The 19,231-nt window shown below is 49.3% G+C and carries 18 protein-coding genes; 1 reads left to right on the top strand and 17 read right to left on the bottom strand.

The window, feature by feature from the left end; translation table 11 throughout:
• Positions 1–113 precede the first annotated feature (113 nt).
• The 3 genes from tkt to CBE73_RS19725 all read right to left on the bottom strand — a co-directional run bounded on the left by tkt (position 114) and on the right by CBE73_RS19725 (position 4,707).
• Positions 114–2,138 carry a transketolase gene (gene tkt, locus CBE73_RS19735; protein ID WP_094095694.1) on the bottom strand — a complete coding sequence of 675 codons (2,025 nt, stop codon included), beginning with the start codon at positions 2,136–2,138 and terminating at the stop codon, positions 114–116.
• 392 nt (positions 2,139–2,530) lie between these two features.
• Positions 2,531–3,481, bottom strand: coding sequence for a formyltetrahydrofolate deformylase (gene purU / locus CBE73_RS19730; protein WP_094095693.1), 951 nt, complete (start codon positions 3,479–3,481; stop codon positions 2,531–2,533).
• 110 nt (positions 3,482–3,591) lie between these two features.
• On the bottom strand, positions 3,592–4,707 hold the full coding sequence (locus CBE73_RS19725) for a deoxyribonuclease IV (protein WP_094095692.1): 1,116 nt from the start codon (positions 4,705–4,707) through the stop codon (positions 3,592–3,594).
• Positions 4,708–4,870: 163 nt separating this feature from the next.
• On the opposite strand from CBE73_RS19725, the gene CBE73_RS19720 reads away from it, so the two are divergent.
• Positions 4,871–5,785: a TIGR01777 family oxidoreductase gene (locus CBE73_RS19720; protein WP_094095691.1), complete on the top strand. Its 915-nt coding sequence runs from the start codon at positions 4,871–4,873 to the stop codon at positions 5,783–5,785.
• Positions 5,786–5,833: 48 nt separating this feature from the next.
• On the opposite strand, the gene CBE73_RS19715 is transcribed toward CBE73_RS19720, so the two are convergent.
• From CBE73_RS19715 to CBE73_RS19650, 14 genes are all read right to left on the bottom strand, one after another.
• Complete coding sequence (locus tag CBE73_RS19715; RefSeq protein ID WP_094095690.1) at positions 5,834–7,591, bottom strand: DUF6382 domain-containing protein; 1,758 nt, start codon at positions 7,589–7,591, stop codon at positions 5,834–5,836.
• A gap of 11 nt (positions 7,592–7,602) precedes the next feature.
• Positions 7,603–8,103 (bottom strand): A24 family peptidase, encoded by a 501-nt coding sequence (locus tag CBE73_RS19710; RefSeq protein ID WP_308420937.1) that lies wholly within the window; start codon positions 8,101–8,103, stop codon positions 7,603–7,605.
• 33 nt (positions 8,104–8,136) lie between these two features.
• Entirely contained in the window at positions 8,137–9,201 is a 1,065-nt protein-coding gene (locus tag CBE73_RS19705) for a TadE/TadG family type IV pilus assembly protein (protein WP_229752645.1), read from the bottom strand.
• Complete coding sequence (locus CBE73_RS19700; RefSeq protein ID WP_094095688.1) at positions 9,170–11,449, bottom strand: hypothetical protein; 2,280 nt, start codon at positions 11,447–11,449, stop codon at positions 9,170–9,172. Before CBE73_RS19700 ends, CBE73_RS19705 begins: the two co-directional genes overlap by 32 nt.
• Before the next feature lie 59 nt (positions 11,450–11,508).
• Complete coding sequence (locus CBE73_RS19695; protein WP_244905504.1) at positions 11,509–12,174, bottom strand: TadE family protein; 666 nt, start codon at positions 12,172–12,174, stop codon at positions 11,509–11,511.
• Positions 12,171–12,365 carry a Flp1 family type IVb pilin gene (locus CBE73_RS19690; protein WP_094095686.1) on the bottom strand — a complete coding sequence of 65 codons (195 nt, stop codon included), beginning with the start codon at positions 12,363–12,365 and terminating at the stop codon, positions 12,171–12,173. Before CBE73_RS19690 ends, CBE73_RS19695 begins: the two co-directional genes overlap by 4 nt.
• 48 nt (positions 12,366–12,413) lie before the next feature.
• Positions 12,414–13,283, bottom strand: coding sequence for a type II secretion system F family protein (locus CBE73_RS19685; protein WP_094096430.1), 870 nt, complete (start codon positions 13,281–13,283; stop codon positions 12,414–12,416).
• A gap of 13 nt (positions 13,284–13,296) precedes the next feature.
• Complete coding sequence (locus CBE73_RS19680) at positions 13,297–14,085, bottom strand: type II secretion system F family protein (RefSeq protein ID WP_094096429.1); 789 nt, start codon at positions 14,083–14,085, stop codon at positions 13,297–13,299.
• A 46-nt stretch (positions 14,086–14,131) separates the two neighbouring features.
• Complete coding sequence (locus CBE73_RS19675; RefSeq protein ID WP_094095685.1) at positions 14,132–15,442, bottom strand: TadA family conjugal transfer-associated ATPase; 1,311 nt, start codon at positions 15,440–15,442, stop codon at positions 14,132–14,134.
• Positions 15,439–16,809: a P-loop NTPase family protein gene (locus tag CBE73_RS19670; RefSeq protein WP_094095684.1), complete on the bottom strand. Its 1,371-nt coding sequence runs from the start codon at positions 16,807–16,809 to the stop codon at positions 15,439–15,441. Before CBE73_RS19670 ends, CBE73_RS19675 begins: the two co-directional genes overlap by 4 nt.
• Before the next feature lie 67 nt (positions 16,810–16,876).
• Positions 16,877–17,464: a thiol-disulfide oxidoreductase DCC family protein gene (locus CBE73_RS19665; protein WP_094095683.1), complete on the bottom strand. Its 588-nt coding sequence runs from the start codon at positions 17,462–17,464 to the stop codon at positions 16,877–16,879.
• A 12-nt stretch (positions 17,465–17,476) separates the two neighbouring features.
• Positions 17,477–17,884 (bottom strand): hypothetical protein, encoded by a 408-nt coding sequence (locus CBE73_RS19660; RefSeq protein WP_157739629.1) that lies wholly within the window; start codon positions 17,882–17,884, stop codon positions 17,477–17,479.
• Between the two features lie 145 nt (positions 17,885–18,029).
• Positions 18,030–18,311, bottom strand: coding sequence for a hypothetical protein (locus tag CBE73_RS19655; RefSeq protein ID WP_094095681.1), 282 nt, complete (start codon positions 18,309–18,311; stop codon positions 18,030–18,032).
• A 259-nt stretch (positions 18,312–18,570) separates the two neighbouring features.
• Positions 18,571–18,993, bottom strand: a complete 423-nt coding sequence (locus tag CBE73_RS19650) for an organic hydroperoxide resistance protein (RefSeq protein WP_094095680.1) — start codon at positions 18,991–18,993, stop codon at positions 18,571–18,573.
• Positions 18,994–19,231: the final 238 nt, after the last annotated feature.

Here is a 19,231-nt window from a genome sequence, read left to right as displayed (position 1 = left end):
CCTCTAGAGAACAAAACGGCTTTATCGTCAATTGGCGGTAAGCCGTTTTTTTATTTCTCTTGAGACATAGAAAGGCAAGCGCTGCGGATGATCCGCAGCGCTTTGCTATCCTATTACAGCTGTTCTTTAACCAGCTTCACTACATTTTCAACGGTAAATCCGTATTCTGCGATGACTTTGTCACCAGGGGCAGAAGCACCGAAAGTGTCGATACCGAGGATTTTGCCGCTATCGCCTACATAACGCTCCCATCCGAACGGAGAAGCCATTTCGATACCTACGCGGGCTTTAACGTCTGGAAGAATAACGGAATCTTTGTAAGCTTTATCTTGTTTCTCGAAGAGGTCGAAGCTTGGCAGGCTGACAACCCGTACTTGGATGCCTTCCTCTGCCAATTTGGCTTGTGCTTTCACAGCCAGTTGAACTTCGGAACCTGTTGCGATCAATTGAGCAACTGATTTGCCGTCTTTTGCGTCGGATACAACATAACCACCGCGTTTGATACCTTCGCGAGCCAGTTCAGCCGTATTATCCAGGATAGGCAGGTTTTGACGAGTCAGAACCAGAGCAACCGGGCTCGATGTGTTCTCAACTGCATAAGCCCAAGCTGCGGAAGTTTCGTTGCCGTCAGCAGGACGAATAACAGTCAGACCTGGAATGATACGCAGGGAAGCCAATTGTTCGATTGGTTCATGTGTAGGACCGTCTTCACCGACAGCAATACTGTCATGCGTAAGCACGTAAGTTACAGGCAGCTTCATCAAGCTTGCCAGACGAACAGCCGGACGCAGGTAGTCGGTAAATACAAAGAATGTACCGCCGAATACTTTAATACCGCTGTGCAAAGCGATACCGTTCATAGCTGTAGCCATACCGAACTCACGAACGCCGAAGTAAATATTGCGGCCTTCGTAGCTGCCTGGAGCGAAGTTCGTAAGACCTTTCAGGTGAGTCATAGTGGAGCTTTCCAAGTCAGCGGAGCCGCCGGCCAGGTTAGGCACGTTAGGAGCCAGACCGTTCAAAGCGTTACCGGAAGCTACGCGAGTGGAAACCGCTTTGTCGTCTTTCGTGTATTTAGGCAGATCTTTATCCCAGCCTTCAGGAAGTCCGCCGGAAATAGCCAATTCGAATTGAGCAGCCAGCTCTGGGAATTCAGCTTTGTATTTCGCGAATTGCTCATCCCATGTTTTGTTGGCTTCAATGCCGTTAGCTTTCACTTGGGCAAAATGATCACGAACTTCTTGTGGAACATAGAAGTCTTCTTCGTAAACCCATTTATAGAAATCTTTAGTCAGTTTAGCTTCGTCTTTACCCAGTGGAGAACCGTGAGTACCGCCGTGGCCGCCGATACCTTGTTTGTTCGGGCTGCCGTAGCCGATAACAGTTTTAACTTCGATCAAAGTTGGACGAGCTGTATCTTTCTTAGCTTCTTCGATGGCTGCTGCGATAGCGTCCAGATCGTTGCCGTCTTCTACGAACAGCGTTTGCCAGCCGTAAGCGTCAAAACGTTGTCTTACGTTTTCGGAGAAGCTCAGGTTTGCTTTACCGTCCAAAGTAATATCGTTGGAGTCATAGAGGAAAATCAATTTGCCGAGTTTCAGGTGACCAGCCAGGGAAGCTGCTTCAGCAGAAACGCCTTCCATCAAGTCGCCGTCGCCGCAAATACCGAATGTATAGTGATCAACTACCTTATGGTTGCCTTTGTTGTAAGTAGCAGCCAAATGCTGTTCAGCCATTGCCATACCCACAGCCATTGCGATACCTTGACCAAGCGGGCCTGTAGTAGCGTCTACACCAGCAGTGTGGCCAAACTCAGGGTGACCTGGAGTTTTACTTCCCCATTGACGGAATTGCTTCAAATCGTCCAAGGAAAGATCATAGCCGCTCAGGTGAAGCAAGCTGTAAAGAAGCATGGAGCCATGTCCTGCGGACAGTACGAAACGGTCACGGTTAATCCATGTTGGGTTAGCCGGATTGTGGTTCATTGTTTTTGCAAACAATTGGTAGCCCATTGGCGCGGAGCCCATTGGCATACCCGGATGTCCTGAATTTGCTTTCTCGATAGCGTCGATAGCCAACGTACGGATCGTAGTGATCGACAAGGCTTCGATTTCTTTGTTCTGTTCAATTGAACTCATGAAATTGTTTCCTCCTCTATTCCTTCCAGGGAATATGATTGGGTATTGATATCGTCATTTTGAAAAAGTCAAAATGACTTTTTATATCTGTTGTTATTGTAACACACTATCTAACCTTTTTTCTACAACTTTCGATAATTCGGCTCCGAAGCCTTGATGCGCCCGAGGCCCATACTGCCCCTTTCCCCATACATTACCCTTAAAATCAGGGGGGTTATACACTATTTGCGTAAAAAATAAAGCACTTCCTCAAGAAGCGGACGGCTTCCAGTGGAAAGTGCTTTGTTTAAAGCAGGTAAATATAAAGAGTTACCTAAAAAGCAATTAATAAGAAAAGCAATTAATAAGGAGCAGTTAATAAAGATTAATTAATAAAGACTCTTAATAAGAACCTAATTGAAAACAACCGTTTTGTTCTGGTGAACCAGAATCCGGTCCTCGATATGCCATTTAACGGCTCTCGCTAACACCACCCGCTCAATTGTACGGCCGATCCGCTTCAGTTCGGCTACATTATCCCGATGACTAACGCGCTGAACGTCCTGTTCGATAATTGGACCTCCGTCCAATTCCTCGGTTACATAGTGAGCGGTAGCTCCGATAATCTTCACCCCGCGGTCATAAGCCTGGGCATAAGGTTTGCCGCCTACAAAAGCCGGAAGGAAAGAATGATGAATATTAATCAGACGGTTCCGGTAGGGCTGAATAAGAGCCGGACTTAGAATTTGCATATATCTGGCCAGCACAATCACATCCACTTTACCGTTCACCAGCTCAAGCTGCCGCTGTTCGGCCTCGTTTTTGGTTTCCGGGGTTACAGGAATGTGATGATAAGGAATGCCGAAAGAACGGACATAGTCGCCCATATCCGGATGGTTGCTGACTACCATCGAGATATCCGCATCCAGGTCTCCAGCCTGCCACTGCCAAAGCAATTCAACCAGACAGTGGTCTTCCTTGGAAACAAAGATAGCGAGCTTCTTACGCTGGCTTAAGGGATGGATAGACCAGTTCATCTGGAACTTCCGGGCTACATCCTCAAAATCCTCCTCCATAGATGAAACCCGCTCGGGGAGCTGATCCAGATCAAATTCGATCCTCATGAAAAACATCCCGCCCTCGGGATCCATCGTATATTGGTCAGACTGAACGATGTTTGCCCCATGCTCATACAGAAAACGGGATACGGCCGCAACGATTCCCGGTCCGTCCGGACATGAAATCAGCATCCTCGCCCGATTCTCACGGGCTTGTCCCGAATAACCCGGATGAGGTTTGATGTGCTGCCCCTGTTTCTGTTCCTTTTGCTCACCAATACGCTGTTCCGTCTGTTTATCCGTCATTCCTTCTCCTGCCCCTTCCTCAGTTTAAATCAGTTCAAATCTAACTGGCCCCTCAACCAGGCAGGCCGATTCAAAGATACTCTGCCTGAAGTAAAGCCCTAACAGTCAGCCTAGACCTGTTCCTCTGCAAGCCAAGCTATCAAACGCTGATTCACTTCTTCTTCACTCAAAGCTGCGAAGAGATCCGCTTCCATGACCTTATCATAAAGACGCTCCACCGGTTCACGGGGATCTGCTTTCTTAGCTTTAGCGTCGTTCTTCAACAGATTCCAGGTATCCAGCACGAAGCTGCGGGACTTAATATCCTGTTTGGCAAAAAACGCTCTGAGCTTGTCCAAATCTTCAACAAACGCGCTGCCGAAACGTTCTGCTACATTGCCGCGCAGAAGCGCAATCTCGACCTCGTACATAGGACGCTGCGTTTTGGCGTCTTTCCCGATCCAAGGCGTCTCCAAAATGAACGGCAAATGCTTCAGCGCCTCATGCTGGGTGAAACGTCTGATCGCTTCAAAACCGATATAACCCGTTCCCAGCGGCGTATGTCTGTCTTTTCGGGAGCCGGCGGGGTTTTTGCTATCATTAATATGCATAACCTGGATTCTGTTTAAGCCTACGAGACGGTCAAACTCGCTCAGCACACCGTCCAGATCATTGACGATATCGTAACCCGCATCGTGAATGTGACAGGTATCCATGGTTACCGTTAGACGTTCATTGTGAGTAACTTTGTCGATAATGCGGGCAATCTCTTCAAAGCTGCGTCCCATTTCAGTCCCTTTGCCTGCCATTGTCTCCAAGGCAATATGGACGTCCGTTTCGTTAGTTCCGTTCAGCACTTCATTCAGGCCTTCGGCAATGCGATCAATGCCGTACTCAGCATCCTTATCTGTAAAAGCGCCCGGATGAAGCACAATTTGAGTCACGCCAAGCGCATGGGTACGATGAATTTCCTGCTGTAAGAAATCCACGGCAAGCTGGTAGGTATTGGACTTGTACGAACCCAGGTTGATAATATAAGGAGCATGCACCACAATCTCGCCGATGCCTGCCTCATTCATCAGCACTTTGCCTTCTTCGATGTTCATGCTTTCAATCGGTTTGCGGCGCGTATTCTGCGGGGCTCCCGTATATATCATAAAAGTGTTTGACCCGTAAGAGGCCGCTTCTTTGGTTGCTGTGATTAATCCTTTATCTGAAAAGGATACGTGTGAACCTATCTTTAACATTGGAATGCTCCTTTCAGGAATCACTGACTCTTATTTATTCAGGATATCCCCCTATTTTAGCGTGAATGCTAAAATAAAGCTAGAAGCTTCCATCTGGTGTAATCCCAAGGACAAATGGGAGGCTTGGCTGTACTGAAATATCTACTCAAAGGAGGCATTAGTAATGAGGATCGCTATCGCCGGCGGAACCGGCTTTATAGGAAGAGCGCTTATACCTCTGCTGCTCAGTCAGGGAAATCGAATTGTCTTAATCACCAGATCTCCCGGCAGGAAGATCGAAGGAATCGATCCTTCAGTCATAGAGCAATGGAGCTGGGAACAAATACTGGACAGCCCGAATGCAATGGGCCGGATTGATGCTATCGTCAATCTTGCCGGGGCTTCATTGAATCAGAATTGGACCAGAGAAACCAAACAGCAGATCATCGACAGCCGATTAACCACCGTACAGCAAACAGCTGAGTGGATCCGCCGTATGTCCTATAAACCTGAGGTTGTCGTGCAGAGCTCCGCCGTGGGCATATACGGAACCTCAACCGAGCAGACCTTTGATGAACATTCAAAGACTTCTCCCGTGGATTTTCTGTCAGAAGTAACAACCCGATGGGAGAACGCGGCAGATGAAATAGCCAATGAAGGCGTGCGGCTTGTAAAATTAAGAACTGGCGTTGTGCTGGGCAATTCGGGCGGCGCGTTCCCGCTAATGAAGCTGCCGTTCCTCTTAGGGGCAGGCGGACCAGTCGGCAGCGGCAAGCAGTGGCTGTCCTGGATTCACCTTGAGGATATGGTGAGATTGATTGATTTTTCTATTACAAATCCCAACCTCTCCGGACCTGTAAACGCCGTCTCTCCTTCCCCTGTTACCAACGACAGCTTCGGACGGACCGTCGCCAAACATTATCATCGGCCTTACTGGCTGCCTTTGCCGGCTTTTCTGCTAAAAGCGGCTTTGAGAGAACGCTCCACCCTGCTGCTGGACGGGCAAAAGGTGCTGCCGGTAAAAGCGCTTGAAGCCGGGTTCACCTTCCATTATCCTGAACTGGCTGAAGCTTTGGCTGATATGAAACAGCGCGGCTGAAGTATCTTAATAGTATTAACCCTGGATAATTTAAAAATTCGGAAGTCCTTACATATTGCAAAGCTTGTAACTTACACCGGCAATCCGGAATTCATCCCCCGGAGAGAGCGGATAATCCTTATATGGAACCATGTTCTCTCCGTTCAGCAGGGTTCCATTTCTGGAGCCGAGATCTTTAATTCTCCAGTTTCGTTCATTCACCAGAATCTCGATATGCGCTCTTGAGGTCCCTGGACTAGTTTCGATAAACCGTGCGACCTCAGGAGTTCTGCCAATCACGAAGCTTCCTGCCTTAAGCTCAATTCGCTGCAAACTCTCTTTCCCTTTCTCTCTCCTTTCCAGAACTCCCATTCGTCCGGCCGCTTCATCCTCCATCATCTGTTCACGGCTTAATAATACAGTAGCCTGACGCTGGTTAGCTGCCGCTTCCTCCACGAGTCGTTCAGCGGCGTCCGGAAGATATTCGATCACTTTGGAACCAGACTGTTCCTGACGTTTGCCAAACAAACTGTCCAGGGTTCCAGCCCAATCCTTTGGTTTGTCGTCTCCGAGGCTGATTCCGGGCAGCGCTGGCGCTAGCCCGCTAAACGGGACAACGTTGGGCGCTGCTAGCTCCCCCATTCCGGCTGGTTCACGACCCAAATCCGTATTCGTTTCTTTGAATGGCATCTTGCCCTTGCACTTGCCCTTTTCCTTTCCCGTTCCCTGTTTACCGGCCAGCTTACCAATCACCCGACCAATAAATGAAGTCTTGTATATTAACCCTATCGAAATCCCACCTGCTGCAAGGGTAATAATGAAGGAAAGGTAAAGACCACTCCGCCCGGGTGTATCCAGATAAAGAAATTTCCAGCTCAGAGCCGAAACCAATACAGCTGCTAACAAGACATACGTACGTTTGCTCGACGATGAGGCCCTTCCAGCCCCATCCTCTTCCTCCGTTTCTGAAGCTGTCCCCATCTCATCCACCGTTCCTAAAGCTCCAAATTCGGCGCCTGGAAAAAAAGCTCCCCGCGAAGGATAAGCCGTGCTGCTCATGCTGCCCGTCTCCATGGCCGGACTCCATGGCTCATGGACAAAGGTCTCGTCCTGTTTATCCAGTTTCCATTCGGCTGGCTGTTCGGCATCCGCCTGAACCTTAGGTTCGTATCCTTTTTGCCAATTACTTAGTTGCCCTTCTGTTTCCGCCCCTCCTTCAAGCAGTTGGAGCAGCAGAGCTCGAAAAGAGGAATAAGTAAACGTTAACGGGCTCCCGCAAAATTTAATAATTTGCTGGATAGCGGCTCCATCCAGTCCCTCAACATTCGGAATGAGTCTCATGACCAGATCCAGCAGTAACTTAGCCTGATTTGACCCTGTCTCTTTATAACCTTCTTCCCGAAGAACTTCATTATCGTTTAATTTCATTTCCCTGACCGGCACATAAGTTAAATAGACGGCACCTGAAGACAAACTCCCTTCGATGAACATATAAGATTCCTTAAGCACAAATCTGGAAGCCTCGAGCATATATTTTTTACACTCAGATAGAACGGTAGTGATCTGAAGAAGCAGTCCATAAAATTCGGCCTGGTCCATTTTTTCACTTTTGAGCACATGAGAAAGCATACGTTTCCCCGTAATTTCATAATGAAGTTTTACGTGAAAATCAATTTCCTCAATACTCAGCTTTAACAGATGTGGAATCCGGTTGTTCTCCAGCATACCGCATTGATTGCGGTTCAAGCTTCCGGAATGCCACCCCTCATCCGTGAGCACCATATAAGTCCCATTATTTTCGATAAAGTCTGTTTTGAAGGCGTTCAAGTTCTCCCCTCCTACATATACAGATAAGCCGCAATAGTTCCGGGCAGGACAGCAACCATAAACGGGAATTTAACCATATTCTGCCGCGAAGCTTTTAACGGTCCCAAACTTTGTAATATTGCCGCCCCGTAAATACTTCGCCACAACTGGGAGAGCCTGCTGCCAATCTCTCCGCGAATAAGCAAAATTGCAAATCCGATGATACCGCCTGCCAAAATCGAATAAACCAGACTTGTTAAAGTAAACAAGCTGCCCGTCCACGCCCCAATGCCTCCAAACAGCTTAACGTCTCCTCCGCCTACTGCTCCGCAAACGTACAGCAGCAGCATAATGCCAAATCCGACGCCCAGCCCTTTAAGCCCAAACCAGAGACCTGTAATTCCATGAACAGCAAACTGAAAGGCTAAACCACTAATCATAGCGAACACGGTAATTTTATTGGGTATTTTCATCGTTCGAATATCCGTATAAAACGCTGCCGCTAGAAAGATAAAACATCCGATATAAGGCAAAACCAAACTATTCCCCTCCAAAATCAAAATTTGTTAATTGTTTCTTTTGCCCGGGCTTTCAACGGTAAAAAGAGACTCCGATACGCCTCCCTCCGGCGTTTCGATGACAAATTCCCAGGTTCCCGGAGTCGTATTTCCGCCAACCAGCCAGGTCCAGGTCAGGATTCCATGTTCATCAGCAGTTGCGGTTCCCAAATATTTGGCCGTACTTTTGCCGCTTTTATAGTAGATCGTTAAATTCGCTGTACCTCCCGGGGAGATTCGGGCTTTAATCGTTGCCTTACTCCCAGCGAAGGCCGGATTGGGTTTATCCAAAACAACCGGCTTATCCGCAGCCTCCCCCTGCCCGCCGTCCCCGTCCTGCACAAGTTCGTTGGTGTCCCCGATCCACAGGCGTTCGTAAGCCTTCGATTGCAGGAACAGCTTCTTCCCCGTAAAAGGGACTCGGATAGGCAGCTCATAACTGATCTCGATCCCGAAATAAGGCGTTTTGCCGGTTCTTAAATCCGGCACATCAACTCTGGAGACGTGTGCTCGATCCGGATTCAAACCGGCCTCTTCCAGGAAAGACTTTAATATCGGCTTCATTATCGGATCCAGCAGGCTTTCCGCTGCCTGTGTCTTTAATTCTTCGATAGGCTCCTTTCCTTGTTCAACGGCATCTGTAAGCCACCCCGATAAAGGAGCAGGAAGTTTGGCTGCAAAAGTCTCCGCAAAATCAGTTATCGAAAGCTTGGGAAGCCCTCCTGCCGTTTCTCCTCCCCCTATCTGGCTTGTCTTACCTGCCTGATATGCCTGATCTGTCTGACCCGTATGGCCCGTTTCATTCCCCGCCCCATTCGCCTTCTGCTTCGCTTGAACAGCCAAATAGACAGGATAGACACTGGAGGATACTTGCTTTACCGAATTGACGACGGCCGTATGCATCCGGGTTGAAGTCAAGGTCATCTGCACCATATAGCTGAAGAAGAAAACAAAAAGGATAAACAAAGGGAGCACAAGAGCTGCTTCAAGCACCATACTTCCGCTGCTGTCACGTCCGGCATTAAGCTTTCGATGCAGCCTGCTAATAAGAATCAGCCGCATTTTTAACCACAAAATAACTGCTCCCCTCGATTTTGTCTTGCCCGGAATAGGCCTTGTTCATGGCAGCCGATATTCCCGGAAGAAACAGCAGCGGCATACGGGTGGTTGCTTCCCCTTCGGCATAGGTAGCTCTTTCCTGCGGATTAATGCCTGTATTCATCCGGATCAACGCCAGCATTCTCGAAAGCCGTTTATTGCTGCTGCCATGAACGAGCATAAATATTCGTAAATGGTCTTGATAGCTCAGCGAAACATTAACGTAACGACTGAGCGGAACGCTTCCCGTCCTGATCAAGGTCAGCATATCCGCAAGCGCCTGCTTGGCCCCATACAGCAGAGCAGAAGCTAAAATCAACAGAGGATGACCTTTATTGGCGTTAACGACGAATCCCTCCATCGTCCGGATAGCCAAACGCATCGTAAAGATCTCCCCGAATGCGGCCGCCAAATTGCCTCCGGGGTTATGAAACCCGTACAGTATGTATTCCATCTCCTGCCGCTCGGGACTAAACAGATCACCCGAAGCAGCCTGATCCGGACGGTTTGAACTTTTTGGTAGATCTGCATTATTGGATTGCTTTGCACTTGTCTTGCCTTCTCCGCTTCCGCCACTGTCCAGGAAAGAGGTCAGCTCCGTGACATCAAAAGCCTTAAAATAATCGGCCGCATATTCAGTCTCCAATCCGTTATCCGCAATGCCGCTCAAGATAGACGATAAAACACCGTAGAACTGATCCATTTCCTTCATGGATCCGCTTCCCGAATCATAAATATCGTCATCAATAACGGTACTTTCGTCGCCTGATGTCTTTCCCGACTCGGAATTGAACGCCAAATTATCCCGATAATAGTCTTCAAGAGTATCAAATTGAGCTTGCTGCTGCTTATAACTATTTTTCAAGTCCGATAGTTTGCCGATCAGATTCTTCGCTTCCTTCAGTTTTCCTTTAGCCGCCGCTTCAGTAGACTTGATTTCTCCCTCGTGGGCTCGCTGCTGCATGATCTCCTGTTCTTCCTGTTCTAAATCGCTTGTTGTCTGGCCGATATAAGCATCTAGGGATTGCTCGGCTGCGGCGGCAGATGAGCGAAACGCCCCCGCGTCGCTGCTTCCCGCCAGGACAGCTCCCTGCTGTCCACTTAAAGCACTATTCTTGCTGCGGACCAGATCAAACAGCTTAATTTGTTGATGAACTGTTTGGGTTAGTCCCTCGAAGAAGCCATCCTCTCTCAGCAGCGAACGGGTCTGCTCCCGGATTTTATTGATTTCCGCTCCCCCTGCAGTTTGATCCCTGCTTGCTCCTGCCGTACTTAACGAATTGCTTACAGAATCGTAATTTGCACCTGTCGCACGCTCCTCGCTTTCTTGAATAACCTGCTCCATCTGCGCGTTCAAGTCAGCCGCTTCTCTAATCCAACCAGGGCTGTTCTGCACGAGCTCCTGATGGGAATCCGCTGATTTCCTCAGTGCATCGGATAAACTGTTGAAGATCCGTGAAGCCCCGCTCCGGTAACGATAAATTTCGGAAGTATACAGTTGATCCTCCGGCTCGCGGTTCCGATCCGTTTCGACCATGCTCTGATACTCTCCGTATTGGGAGACGGCATCCTGCATGCTGGATAACGCTTCGTCCAACTTCGCCATTCCGGCATTTTGCGCCTGATCATCAGCAGTGTATTCTCTTATAGCTTTTACATTCTGCTGAGCCGCTTTCTGCCCGGCAGAAACCTTATCGATGAGTTCCTCCCTCTGGTCGTACAGCTTCTGCAGTTTGCTCAAAACATCCGTCGTGTTGGAAGCTTCCTTTAAAACCTCCGAAACCGGCTTAAACTTGTTTAGCAGCTCAAGGACCAAATTGACCGGGGCTTTGTATTTCATCTGCTCCCGGATTTGCTGTTTAAATACCGGATAAGTTCCTAAAGGACGTGAAAGCAGAAGTTCAGACGAATCAAGTTTGGCTCCCATTAACGTAAACCTGTCCTGACGGGCGGAATAGTCGAAGCCTTCTTGGAGCACCTTTGACATAATATAACTGCTGTCCGTTGAGCCGACGGCAAACAATCCATATTCCTCCATCAACTCCTGGTCATAGGATGACAGAACGGAGCGAACCGCGGCATGGAGTGCCGTCTCGCTCTCCGCTTGTAGAGCGGCCATTCTGCCGTAGTCGATGAATAACGCTACAAACGCAAATACCGCTGCAAAAATCATAATCAGAAAAGCGCTAACCGCCCCCTGCTCCCGTTCCTCTTCCCTGAACATGTCTCCTCCCTCCTGCTGTTTGCTTGATTAAATTTTTCTTATTGCTTATTGATTATTGCTTATTTGGCAAACCGGCGCAGCGCTTCCCCGGCCTCCTGCCGGTTGGCTGCCTTCTCTCCTGTACTGCGGAACCTCGCCGTATAATATCTGGCTAACTCTATGGTCCGAATCCACTCTGCAGGCTCCACGATATAGGAAACTGACCGGACACCAATCCCCCAGTCACCGCCTGACACTTTATTTAGGGGAGAGACAGGCAGCTTCCTGATCAACTCGGCTTCAACTCTGCGCTTCAGCAAATCATATGAGTAAACCAACCTGCCGCTGAAAACAGCAGGAAGTTCGCTTCCGGTCCCCTCCAGCTTTCTGGTTGTCAGGGAATCAGCAGATCCCGACTTCCCTGTCGGCAGGTCGGTTTGATCCTCCTTTGAAGAAGAGTTCCCTCCAAAAACGGACTGCAGCAGGGCATCATCCGTTAACCTCCAATACAAAGGATCGTATTCCCCCTCCTTGTATTGGCCGGTTCGCGGATCCTTGCTGCTATTGTTCCATGAATAGGCAATACGCTCAGCGGCTACAGCGGCCGCCTGTCCCGATAAAGCATTTTGATAGAAATAAAGGCAGAGAAACATAAGAACCAGCACCGTTAAGAATACGGCAGGAAGAAGCAAAGAAGCCTCCAATGTAAAAGAGCCCTCTTCCTTGCTGCAAAAGCTCCTCATCATTTATCATCCATAAAATCTTCCGTTTTACCTTTGGCTTTGCCGAGCAGACTTTCGAGTATTTCTTTCAGCTTATCCCTGAAAATAATGGCCAATATAACGATGACCGCTATAATCAAAATCATCTCCAGCATACCCAAGCCCTCTTCATCCTTACTAAGTAGATCCAGCCTTTCTTTCAATACGCTTAACATAAAAATTCCTCCTATTTAATAGTGAATATCCTAGTGATTGTGAGCATCCTAAAAACTCATCATCATAAATGCTGGAGTTCCTACTAGCATAAGAACAACCATAAAGAGCAGAAGCATGGGCAGGAGCAGCTTTGAAGTGGCCTGTTCTCCACGGGTCCGACTAACAGACTTTCGTTTCTCCCAGAGGCTGTTGGAAAGCTCCCGCAGCGCCATAGTGAAATCACTTCCGCCTCTGCGGTAATTCAGCATTACGGCCGTCGAGAAGGAAGCCACCTCCTGCAGAGCGCATCTTCTGCTGAAATTCTCCAAAGCCTGGCCAAAAGAATACCCGTTATCCCATTCCGAGATCATCTTGTCCAATTCCTGATAAATCGGCTGGTCCAGGCCTTTCTTAGAATTAAGGCAATGCCGGAAGGCCTGCTGTACCGTTTCCCCTGCCCCTACAAGCAGGATGATTTTATTTAACAGCTCCGGCAGCTCAATCAGCATATCCTGCTCCCTTCTCTTGACCTTGCTTCGCAAATCGCTGATCAAGGCGACAGGCACCATAAATGCCAATATAACGCCTATGATAAATCCGGAGCTGTCGCCGCCGAGCAAACAGACAAGCAGACATCCGCCCAGAAGCAGAAAATAGAAATAAGACATAAGCTCTGCGACAAACAGGAACGTTATTTCACCTCCTGCGGATTCCCCATACAGACGTCTTAGCAGTCCGCTCAGTTTGTACAGCACCCCCGGAAAACGTTCACCGATTTTGAACTTGTGCAGAATATAAAGCATGGGCGGAGCTGCCTGTTGCAGCTTTAGCCCTTCCGCTTTGATGAAGATCATTTTTCCATAAGCGGTTTTGGACCGAATGTAGAGCACGATCCAAACCAGCATCAGCACCGCACCGCTCATTCCCCAGACAATTATCACCTTCTCCCCCTTAAACCCGGATATTCATTATTTTCCGAATCAGCCAGAAGCAGACCCCAAATAATACCAAGGCGGCTGCTGATACTACTAATCCTGCTCCGCTGTAGAGCGGACTCATATAATCAGGTGAAGAGAGATTCATAAAGGCTAGGAAGAAGATCGGAGCGGCCAAAAGCAGCTTGGATTCGAGCCTTTTCTGTGCCAGCACTACGCCTATCTCCATGCTTATCTCCATCTTCTCACCGATCAGCATCGAGGTCCGGCGGATTACCTCCACCAGGTCCCCGCCCGTCCGTTTGCAGGCTGAAAACACATCCGCGAAATTAGCGATATCTTCATGTTTCGCGCGCCTGCTGAAATCCTGAAGCGCCTCTTCTATCGGCTGACCATACTCCAATCGGGCACAAATAATATGCAGTTCCCTGATCATATCGGTATTGCTGTCCGGATAAAGAAACTGCAGATCCTTGACGGCTTCCCGGAATCCATTCTCTACTGAACGTCCTGCCGCCAAGGAGCTCGATAACGAATAAAGCATTTGCTTAAACTGTATGCCCAGCATCCTTCGCCTCCGTTCCAGCAGGAAACCGCTGACGATGCGAGGTGTAACTCCCGCAGCCAAAACCAGTACCAACGCGAGATACCAGGAATGAAAGAATAAAAACCCGATCCCCCACAGCAGCATTCCGCCAGCCAACAAACTAGCCGCCTTTTGACTTCCAGTAAGGACATATTCGCTGTAATCGGGCAGCGTGCTGCCGGAAGGAGAACCTGTTCTTCCTGTTTTTCTGTCTGCCATGTTAACCTTCTTCTTCATTAATGCTGCCGCCGGTCTCCCCACGTTCTCACTCCTTCCGGAAAGAAGCGGTTCCGGCTTTAACCGCGTCACTGTGCTCCTCATCTCCCTTGCTTTGGTCTTCACCCTCCTCCATGCCATCCGCCCCCAAAATACCGGCCATCCGCAGCTTCTCCTTATGAAGCATTCGGTTCGGCGTCCGAATCAGGCTGCCGATGATTTTGCCGTCCCGCTCCCCTTCTTCCTGAAAAACAAATAGAGGCCGGAGGACAACCTCTCCTTGTTCAAAACCGGCAACCTCCGCGATTTCAGTTACTCTCCTTGAACGATCCCTTAATCTGGAGAGATGGACAAAAATATCAATCGCCGAACTGATCTGCTTCCGTACAACCGATACCGGAAGATCCGCTCCGCTTAGCACCATCGTTTCCAAACGGCTGAGCATATCGACCGTACTGTTGGCATGGCCGGTTGAAAGGCTCCCGTCATGGCCCGTATTCATCGCCTGCAGCATATCGAGCGCTTCCGTACCGCGGACCTCACCGACTACAATCCGGTTTGGGCGCATGCGCAAGGAAGAACGGATCAAATCACGGATCGTGATTTCGCCGCGCCCTTCCGTATTGGCATTCCGGGTTTCCAGAGAAACCAGATTGGGAACGTTCACGATCTGCAGCTCCGCCGAATCCTCTATTGTAATAATCCGTTCATCCGCCGGGATATATTGGGACAAAGCGTTTAAGAAGGTCGTCTTGCCCGAACCGGTCCCTCCGCTGATGAACAAATTGTATTTGCTTCTTACCAGCCGCTGGAGGAATAACGCCGCTTCGCGGCTTAAACTGCCGATTTGGACTAAGTCATCCATGGTCAACGGATTCTCCGGGAACTTGCGGATCGTAAGCGTCGGGCCTTTCAAAGCAACCGGTGGCAGGACGATATTGACCCGTGAGCCATCTTTCAGCCTTGCATCTACAATAGGGCTGGATTCATTAACAACCCGGTTGACCGCTGATACGATACTTTGGATAATGTCTTCAAGCCGCTCCCGGGATTCGAAATGGACCGGTACCTTCCTCACTCTTCCTTCCTGTTCCACAAAAATTTCATCATGGCCGTTAATCATAATTTCCGTTATGCTCCGGTCTTCTACCAGCGGCTGCAGTACATCCAGTCCCCGGAAGGAATCATACATTCGCCGAATCAAACGCCGTTTCTCGGCAGCCGTATAGTCGGCCATTTCCGGTTCCTGCAGCAGTCTCCGTTCGATATACTGGAGCAGTTCGCCATCACTGAGCATAGAGTTCATATTCAGGCCGCCGCGAAGTTCCTTGCGCAGCTGCGCCAAACGTTCTTCTGTCATAAGCCTGCACTCCTTGCAGGAAATGCCCCGTTCCCCTCCCGTGAAAAAAGACTGCGGCGCAGTTTCAAAATATCCCGCTGAAAGGCAGGAGCATCGGCCAAAATCCTTGCTTTATCCGCCTGTTTCCAATCCGGAACCTCACATAACGTTACCGCCGGAATCAGTTCAGGACGAGGAGCAGCACACAACGCGGCGCCGGAGTGACGGTTGAGCGTAAATACCGTTTTGGAAAGCAGCTTCGCGGCGGCCTGCCGATCCTGGCCCTGCCCTTTCCCCCAGAATTCCCAAGCGGCAGCCGACCTAGAAAGGACCTCTTCGTCATCCAGCAGCAGCCACACTAAACGGTCGCAGCGATCAATCATACCTGTGCTCCGTCCATCCGGATAAGCATCGCAGACTGCAATTACGACGTCATAGCTACCGCTTCCCGCCACATAGTCGATCATTCGGACTGTGTCGGCAGGTTCCATTTCAAGCAGCTCACGCAGGTTCGCCACCTGCCCAAACGTGTCGCCCTGAATCAGCGGATGGCGGACGACAAAGCGGGAAGGCGGCAGATCCGGCAGTTTGTTATCTTCAGCCGCGGCCTCCAATTCGTAGAGCAGCTCGGCCATGCCGGAAGCAAGCCCGTTTCTCCGCTGCCCGGTTAAACCTAACGGTAGACCAAACGTTTTCAAATTCAGATAAAATACCCGCGCCCCTTCCAAAGTCAGCTGTTTAGCCAAATGGAGCGCGACGGTTGTTTTCCCTGTACCTCCAGCCGAGGCATACACCCCGATAACCGGCACCTCCGGAAGCGCATCGGCCGGAGTTCTCCGCACCCCTCCTTCACGTTCCCGACCGAATTTGAGCAGGTCTTCCAGCAACTCCGGGAGCGGGCGGTATTTAGTCATCACTGGAATGTCCGGCAGAATCCCCCCTTGGACACTGTCAGATTCGCTGAGGCAGATCCATGGAAGACAGACTTCTCCTTCTCGCTGTCCCTGAAACAGTTCCTCTTGTTCCTCCCCGCCGCCCTCCTCTATGGCTAGTCCTTCCTCTCCCTCCTTCGGCTTCCCATTTCCCGACCCTACGTGGGTCATAAACGACAGTTCAACAGCGGCGAAATCAACCTTCTGCTCTGTCCCATTAGATAACCGGCTCCAAAACGCCTTAAATGCTTCCGGCCTGCTGAACGACGTAATCCGAATCCGCCGGCCATATTCACTGCTGCGCACATAGTCCAGCAAAGCTTCCACATACTGCTGGTCTTCCACCCCCAGCACCATATGCACGGTCAATTCCGGCTCCCCCTTCTTGATGAACGCAAAAAAAGCACCGTCAAAAACCGAATTTCTCGGTCCTTGACGGTGCTTCCGTCCGTTCATGATTTATTTACAGCCAGAATACCATAGAGCTTCATATTTGACAAGTCCTGGATTCTCCCGCATGACTTTAGCCCTGATCCAGAAAACGATCCGACAACTCCGGAGAAGGCACCAGACACGTCTCATCCTTGCCGAACCATCTGTAACGATGATCGGCTATATAGCGGTAAAGGCCATCCCTGATCCCTTTGGGAATAATTCGAAGGAAACGGATTAAATTCCACGGAAAATTTAATTTCGCTGCAATTCTCAGCGCTGCATCCGAACGGAGATAATAACGCCCTTTATCAATCAGCACAACCGACTCATACTGCGGTTTAGATAAGTCTTTTTCATAAGAACCGGACTGATCCCCATTATATCCAGGTGTTTGTCGCCCTGTCATCGGAATGCCGTATTTCTTCAGCAGCTTCATCCCCGTTTCAGACTGCAAGGAAGCAAACAGGAACCATCCTTCCAGGTCATGCCGGATCACAAACCGGGTCACTCCTTGACAAAGGCTGCATACGCCGTCGACAAGGACAATCGAATGTTCTCCAAAATCAGGCTCAACAAGATGCCCTTGGTGTCCTTGACGCACCTGACGTCCATGGCGCCCCTCAGTCCATTTTGTCTCCGATTGCTCATTTTCGTTCCGTTGGTCCCCTGTTAGCATATCCAGCAGCTCCTATTCTTCCTTTGGCCTGTGCAAATACCGGTACAGCCAGTTTGCCCCCTCGGCCAGCAGCCCAATCACGAAACCGCCTGCAGAAAGAATCATAAAGGATAAGAAGGACGCCAGATCCTCCCATCCGGACATATCGCGGCTTGCGTACCTGAACATCGTGTATATGCCGATAACAAGCCCTGCCGTTGAAACCAGCCAGATCAATCGGCCTCCAAGCCATCCACAGACATGAACAATACCCGAGAAGGCCAGTGCCAGCAGTGCAAATCGCCCTAACAAACCGGCATCAAACTCGTCACCTAGCCTCACAAACCGGTAAAATGCAAGTGCAATCGTAACAATTCCCGCATAAATCAAGTACCAGACAAACCAACTATTGCTCCTGGCGGGCGGTAAGAATCGGATCACCCTGGTTCACCCTCTCTTCTCTGCTCTCTATGTATCTCCCTATAGAAAAATCCCCTTGCAGCATACAGATTCGCTAGCTTTGATCTGTCGGCTATAAGGGGATCTATCACTGGCTCCTGCAAACATAAGTTATTCTATGCTGAAATTATTTGGTCGCAGCTTTCTCAAACCATTGGCCTTCATTCATCTGCTGGTCGATTTCTCCAGTAAAGCTGTCCATGCATTTGCAAATGAAGTCCTTGCGGCATACCGGACAAGGGGTTTTCTGCAAGCGGCTGATGTTGGTCAGCTTCCACTCCGGAGTACGGTTATAGAACACGCGGCATTCTGTTCCGTCAACCATATGGACTATAAATTCGTACAAGCCGTCCTTTTCATTGCTGCTGGCCAAAATGACGTTATCAACGCTAGGTTTGTAAGAGGACATCTTTTCATCACCCGTTATCTTTTATTTAATTTAATCGAACCTTCAAGCACTTAGACATATTAAAGAATTTTGAACGCTATGTCAACTTGTACACGAGCCGCAAGCCGCTTGCTGCCGCCGGAAATCATAACTTTGCGACCTGAATCTTCCATAATAAATAAAAAAAATGAAAGCCTCCCGCCCCGAAGCGGAAGGCTTTAGCATTCTACGCCGTTTTCCTTACTATAATTATTCACGTTGTTTCTTTAGTTTTTATTTCCTATTCTACCGCGTTCAGCTTCACGACGATATTCCCGCGCGTTGCCTTAGAATACGGGCAGAATTGATGAGCTTTGTGCAGTAGCTCCTGAGCCTGGCTTTTGTCCACGTTTGGAATCTTAACATCCAGCTGTACCGATAGCTGGAAACCGCCGTCCGCTTCGTCTTTGCCAATGGTGACCTGGCTGTCCACTTCCACGCCCTCAAGCTTAATCTTCTCCTTGCGGGCCACGTTGGCCAGCGCACTTTCAAAGCAGGCTCCATAACCCGCAGCAAACAGCTGCTCCGGATTGGTTCCTTCGCCGCCGGAGCCTCCAAGCTCCTTAGGCATCGTAAGATTATGTTTCAGCACCCCGTCCGATGACTCGATAGCCCCCGTCCGGCCGCCGTGAACTTTCACTTTTGCTGTATACAAGGCTTCCATGCTGATCACTCCTTATCATTTTCCTACTGTAGTAAATTAAACCGTCCGTATAATTTCAAACGTCGTCCGAACGTCAATTCTACAGCTTAGGATGTCAAAACCGATTAAATTGCATACATTAAGCTTACAGTATTTATGTCGGTTGAACGCCTAATTTAACAGGATAAGCCCATTTTTACCCAATAACAACAAAAAAGCGCTTGCACTAAAATGTTTCCCTAGACAAAAACTATTGTGG

The sequence above is a fragment of the Paenibacillus physcomitrellae genome (assembly GCF_002240225.1).
GTDB lineage: Bacteria > Bacillota > Bacilli > Paenibacillales > Paenibacillaceae > Fontibacillus > Fontibacillus physcomitrellae.
The sequence above is the reverse complement of the archived record's forward strand: the minus strand, read 5'-3'. Positions and strand labels throughout refer to the sequence as shown.

Excerpts from the sequence above, each read along its gene's own strand:
- CBE73_RS19650 (WP_094095680.1), bottom strand. The coding sequence starts at position 18,993 with ATGGAAGCCTTGTATACAGCAAAAGTGAAAGTTCACGGCGGCCGGACG.
- CBE73_RS19720 (WP_094095691.1), top strand. The coding sequence starts at position 4,871 with ATGAGGATCGCTATCGCCGGCGGAACCGGCTTTATAGGAAGAGCGCTT.
- purU (WP_094095693.1), bottom strand. The coding sequence starts at position 3,481 with ATGACGGATAAACAGACGGAACAGCGTATTGGTGAGCAAAAGGAACAG.
- tkt (WP_094095694.1), bottom strand. The coding sequence starts at position 2,138 with ATGAGTTCAATTGAACAGAACAAAGAAATCGAAGCCTTGTCGATCACT.
- CBE73_RS19680 (WP_094096429.1), bottom strand. The coding sequence starts at position 14,085 with ATGGCAGACAGAAAAACAGGAAGAACAGGTTCTCCTTCCGGCAGCACG.
- CBE73_RS19700 (WP_094095688.1), bottom strand. The coding sequence starts at position 11,449 with ATGTTCAGGGAAGAGGAACGGGAGCAGGGGGCGGTTAGCGCTTTTCTG.
- CBE73_RS19675 (WP_094095685.1), bottom strand. The coding sequence starts at position 15,442 with ATGACAGAAGAACGTTTGGCGCAGCTGCGCAAGGAACTTCGCGGCGGC.
- CBE73_RS19690 (WP_094095686.1), bottom strand. The coding sequence starts at position 12,365 with ATGTTAAGCGTATTGAAAGAAAGGCTGGATCTACTTAGTAAGGATGAA.
- CBE73_RS19725 (WP_094095692.1), bottom strand. The coding sequence starts at position 4,707 with ATGTTAAAGATAGGTTCACACGTATCCTTTTCAGATAAAGGATTAATC.
- CBE73_RS19695 (WP_244905504.1), bottom strand. The coding sequence starts at position 12,174 with ATGATGAGGAGCTTTTGCAGCAAGGAAGAGGGCTCTTTTACATTGGAG.
- CBE73_RS19665 (WP_094095683.1), bottom strand. The coding sequence starts at position 17,464 with ATGCTAACAGGGGACCAACGGAACGAAAATGAGCAATCGGAGACAAAA.
- CBE73_RS19655 (WP_094095681.1), bottom strand. The coding sequence starts at position 18,311 with ATGTCCTCTTACAAACCTAGCGTTGATAACGTCATTTTGGCCAGCAGC.
- CBE73_RS19670 (WP_094095684.1), bottom strand. The coding sequence starts at position 16,809 with ATGAACGGACGGAAGCACCGTCAAGGACCGAGAAATTCGGTTTTTGAC.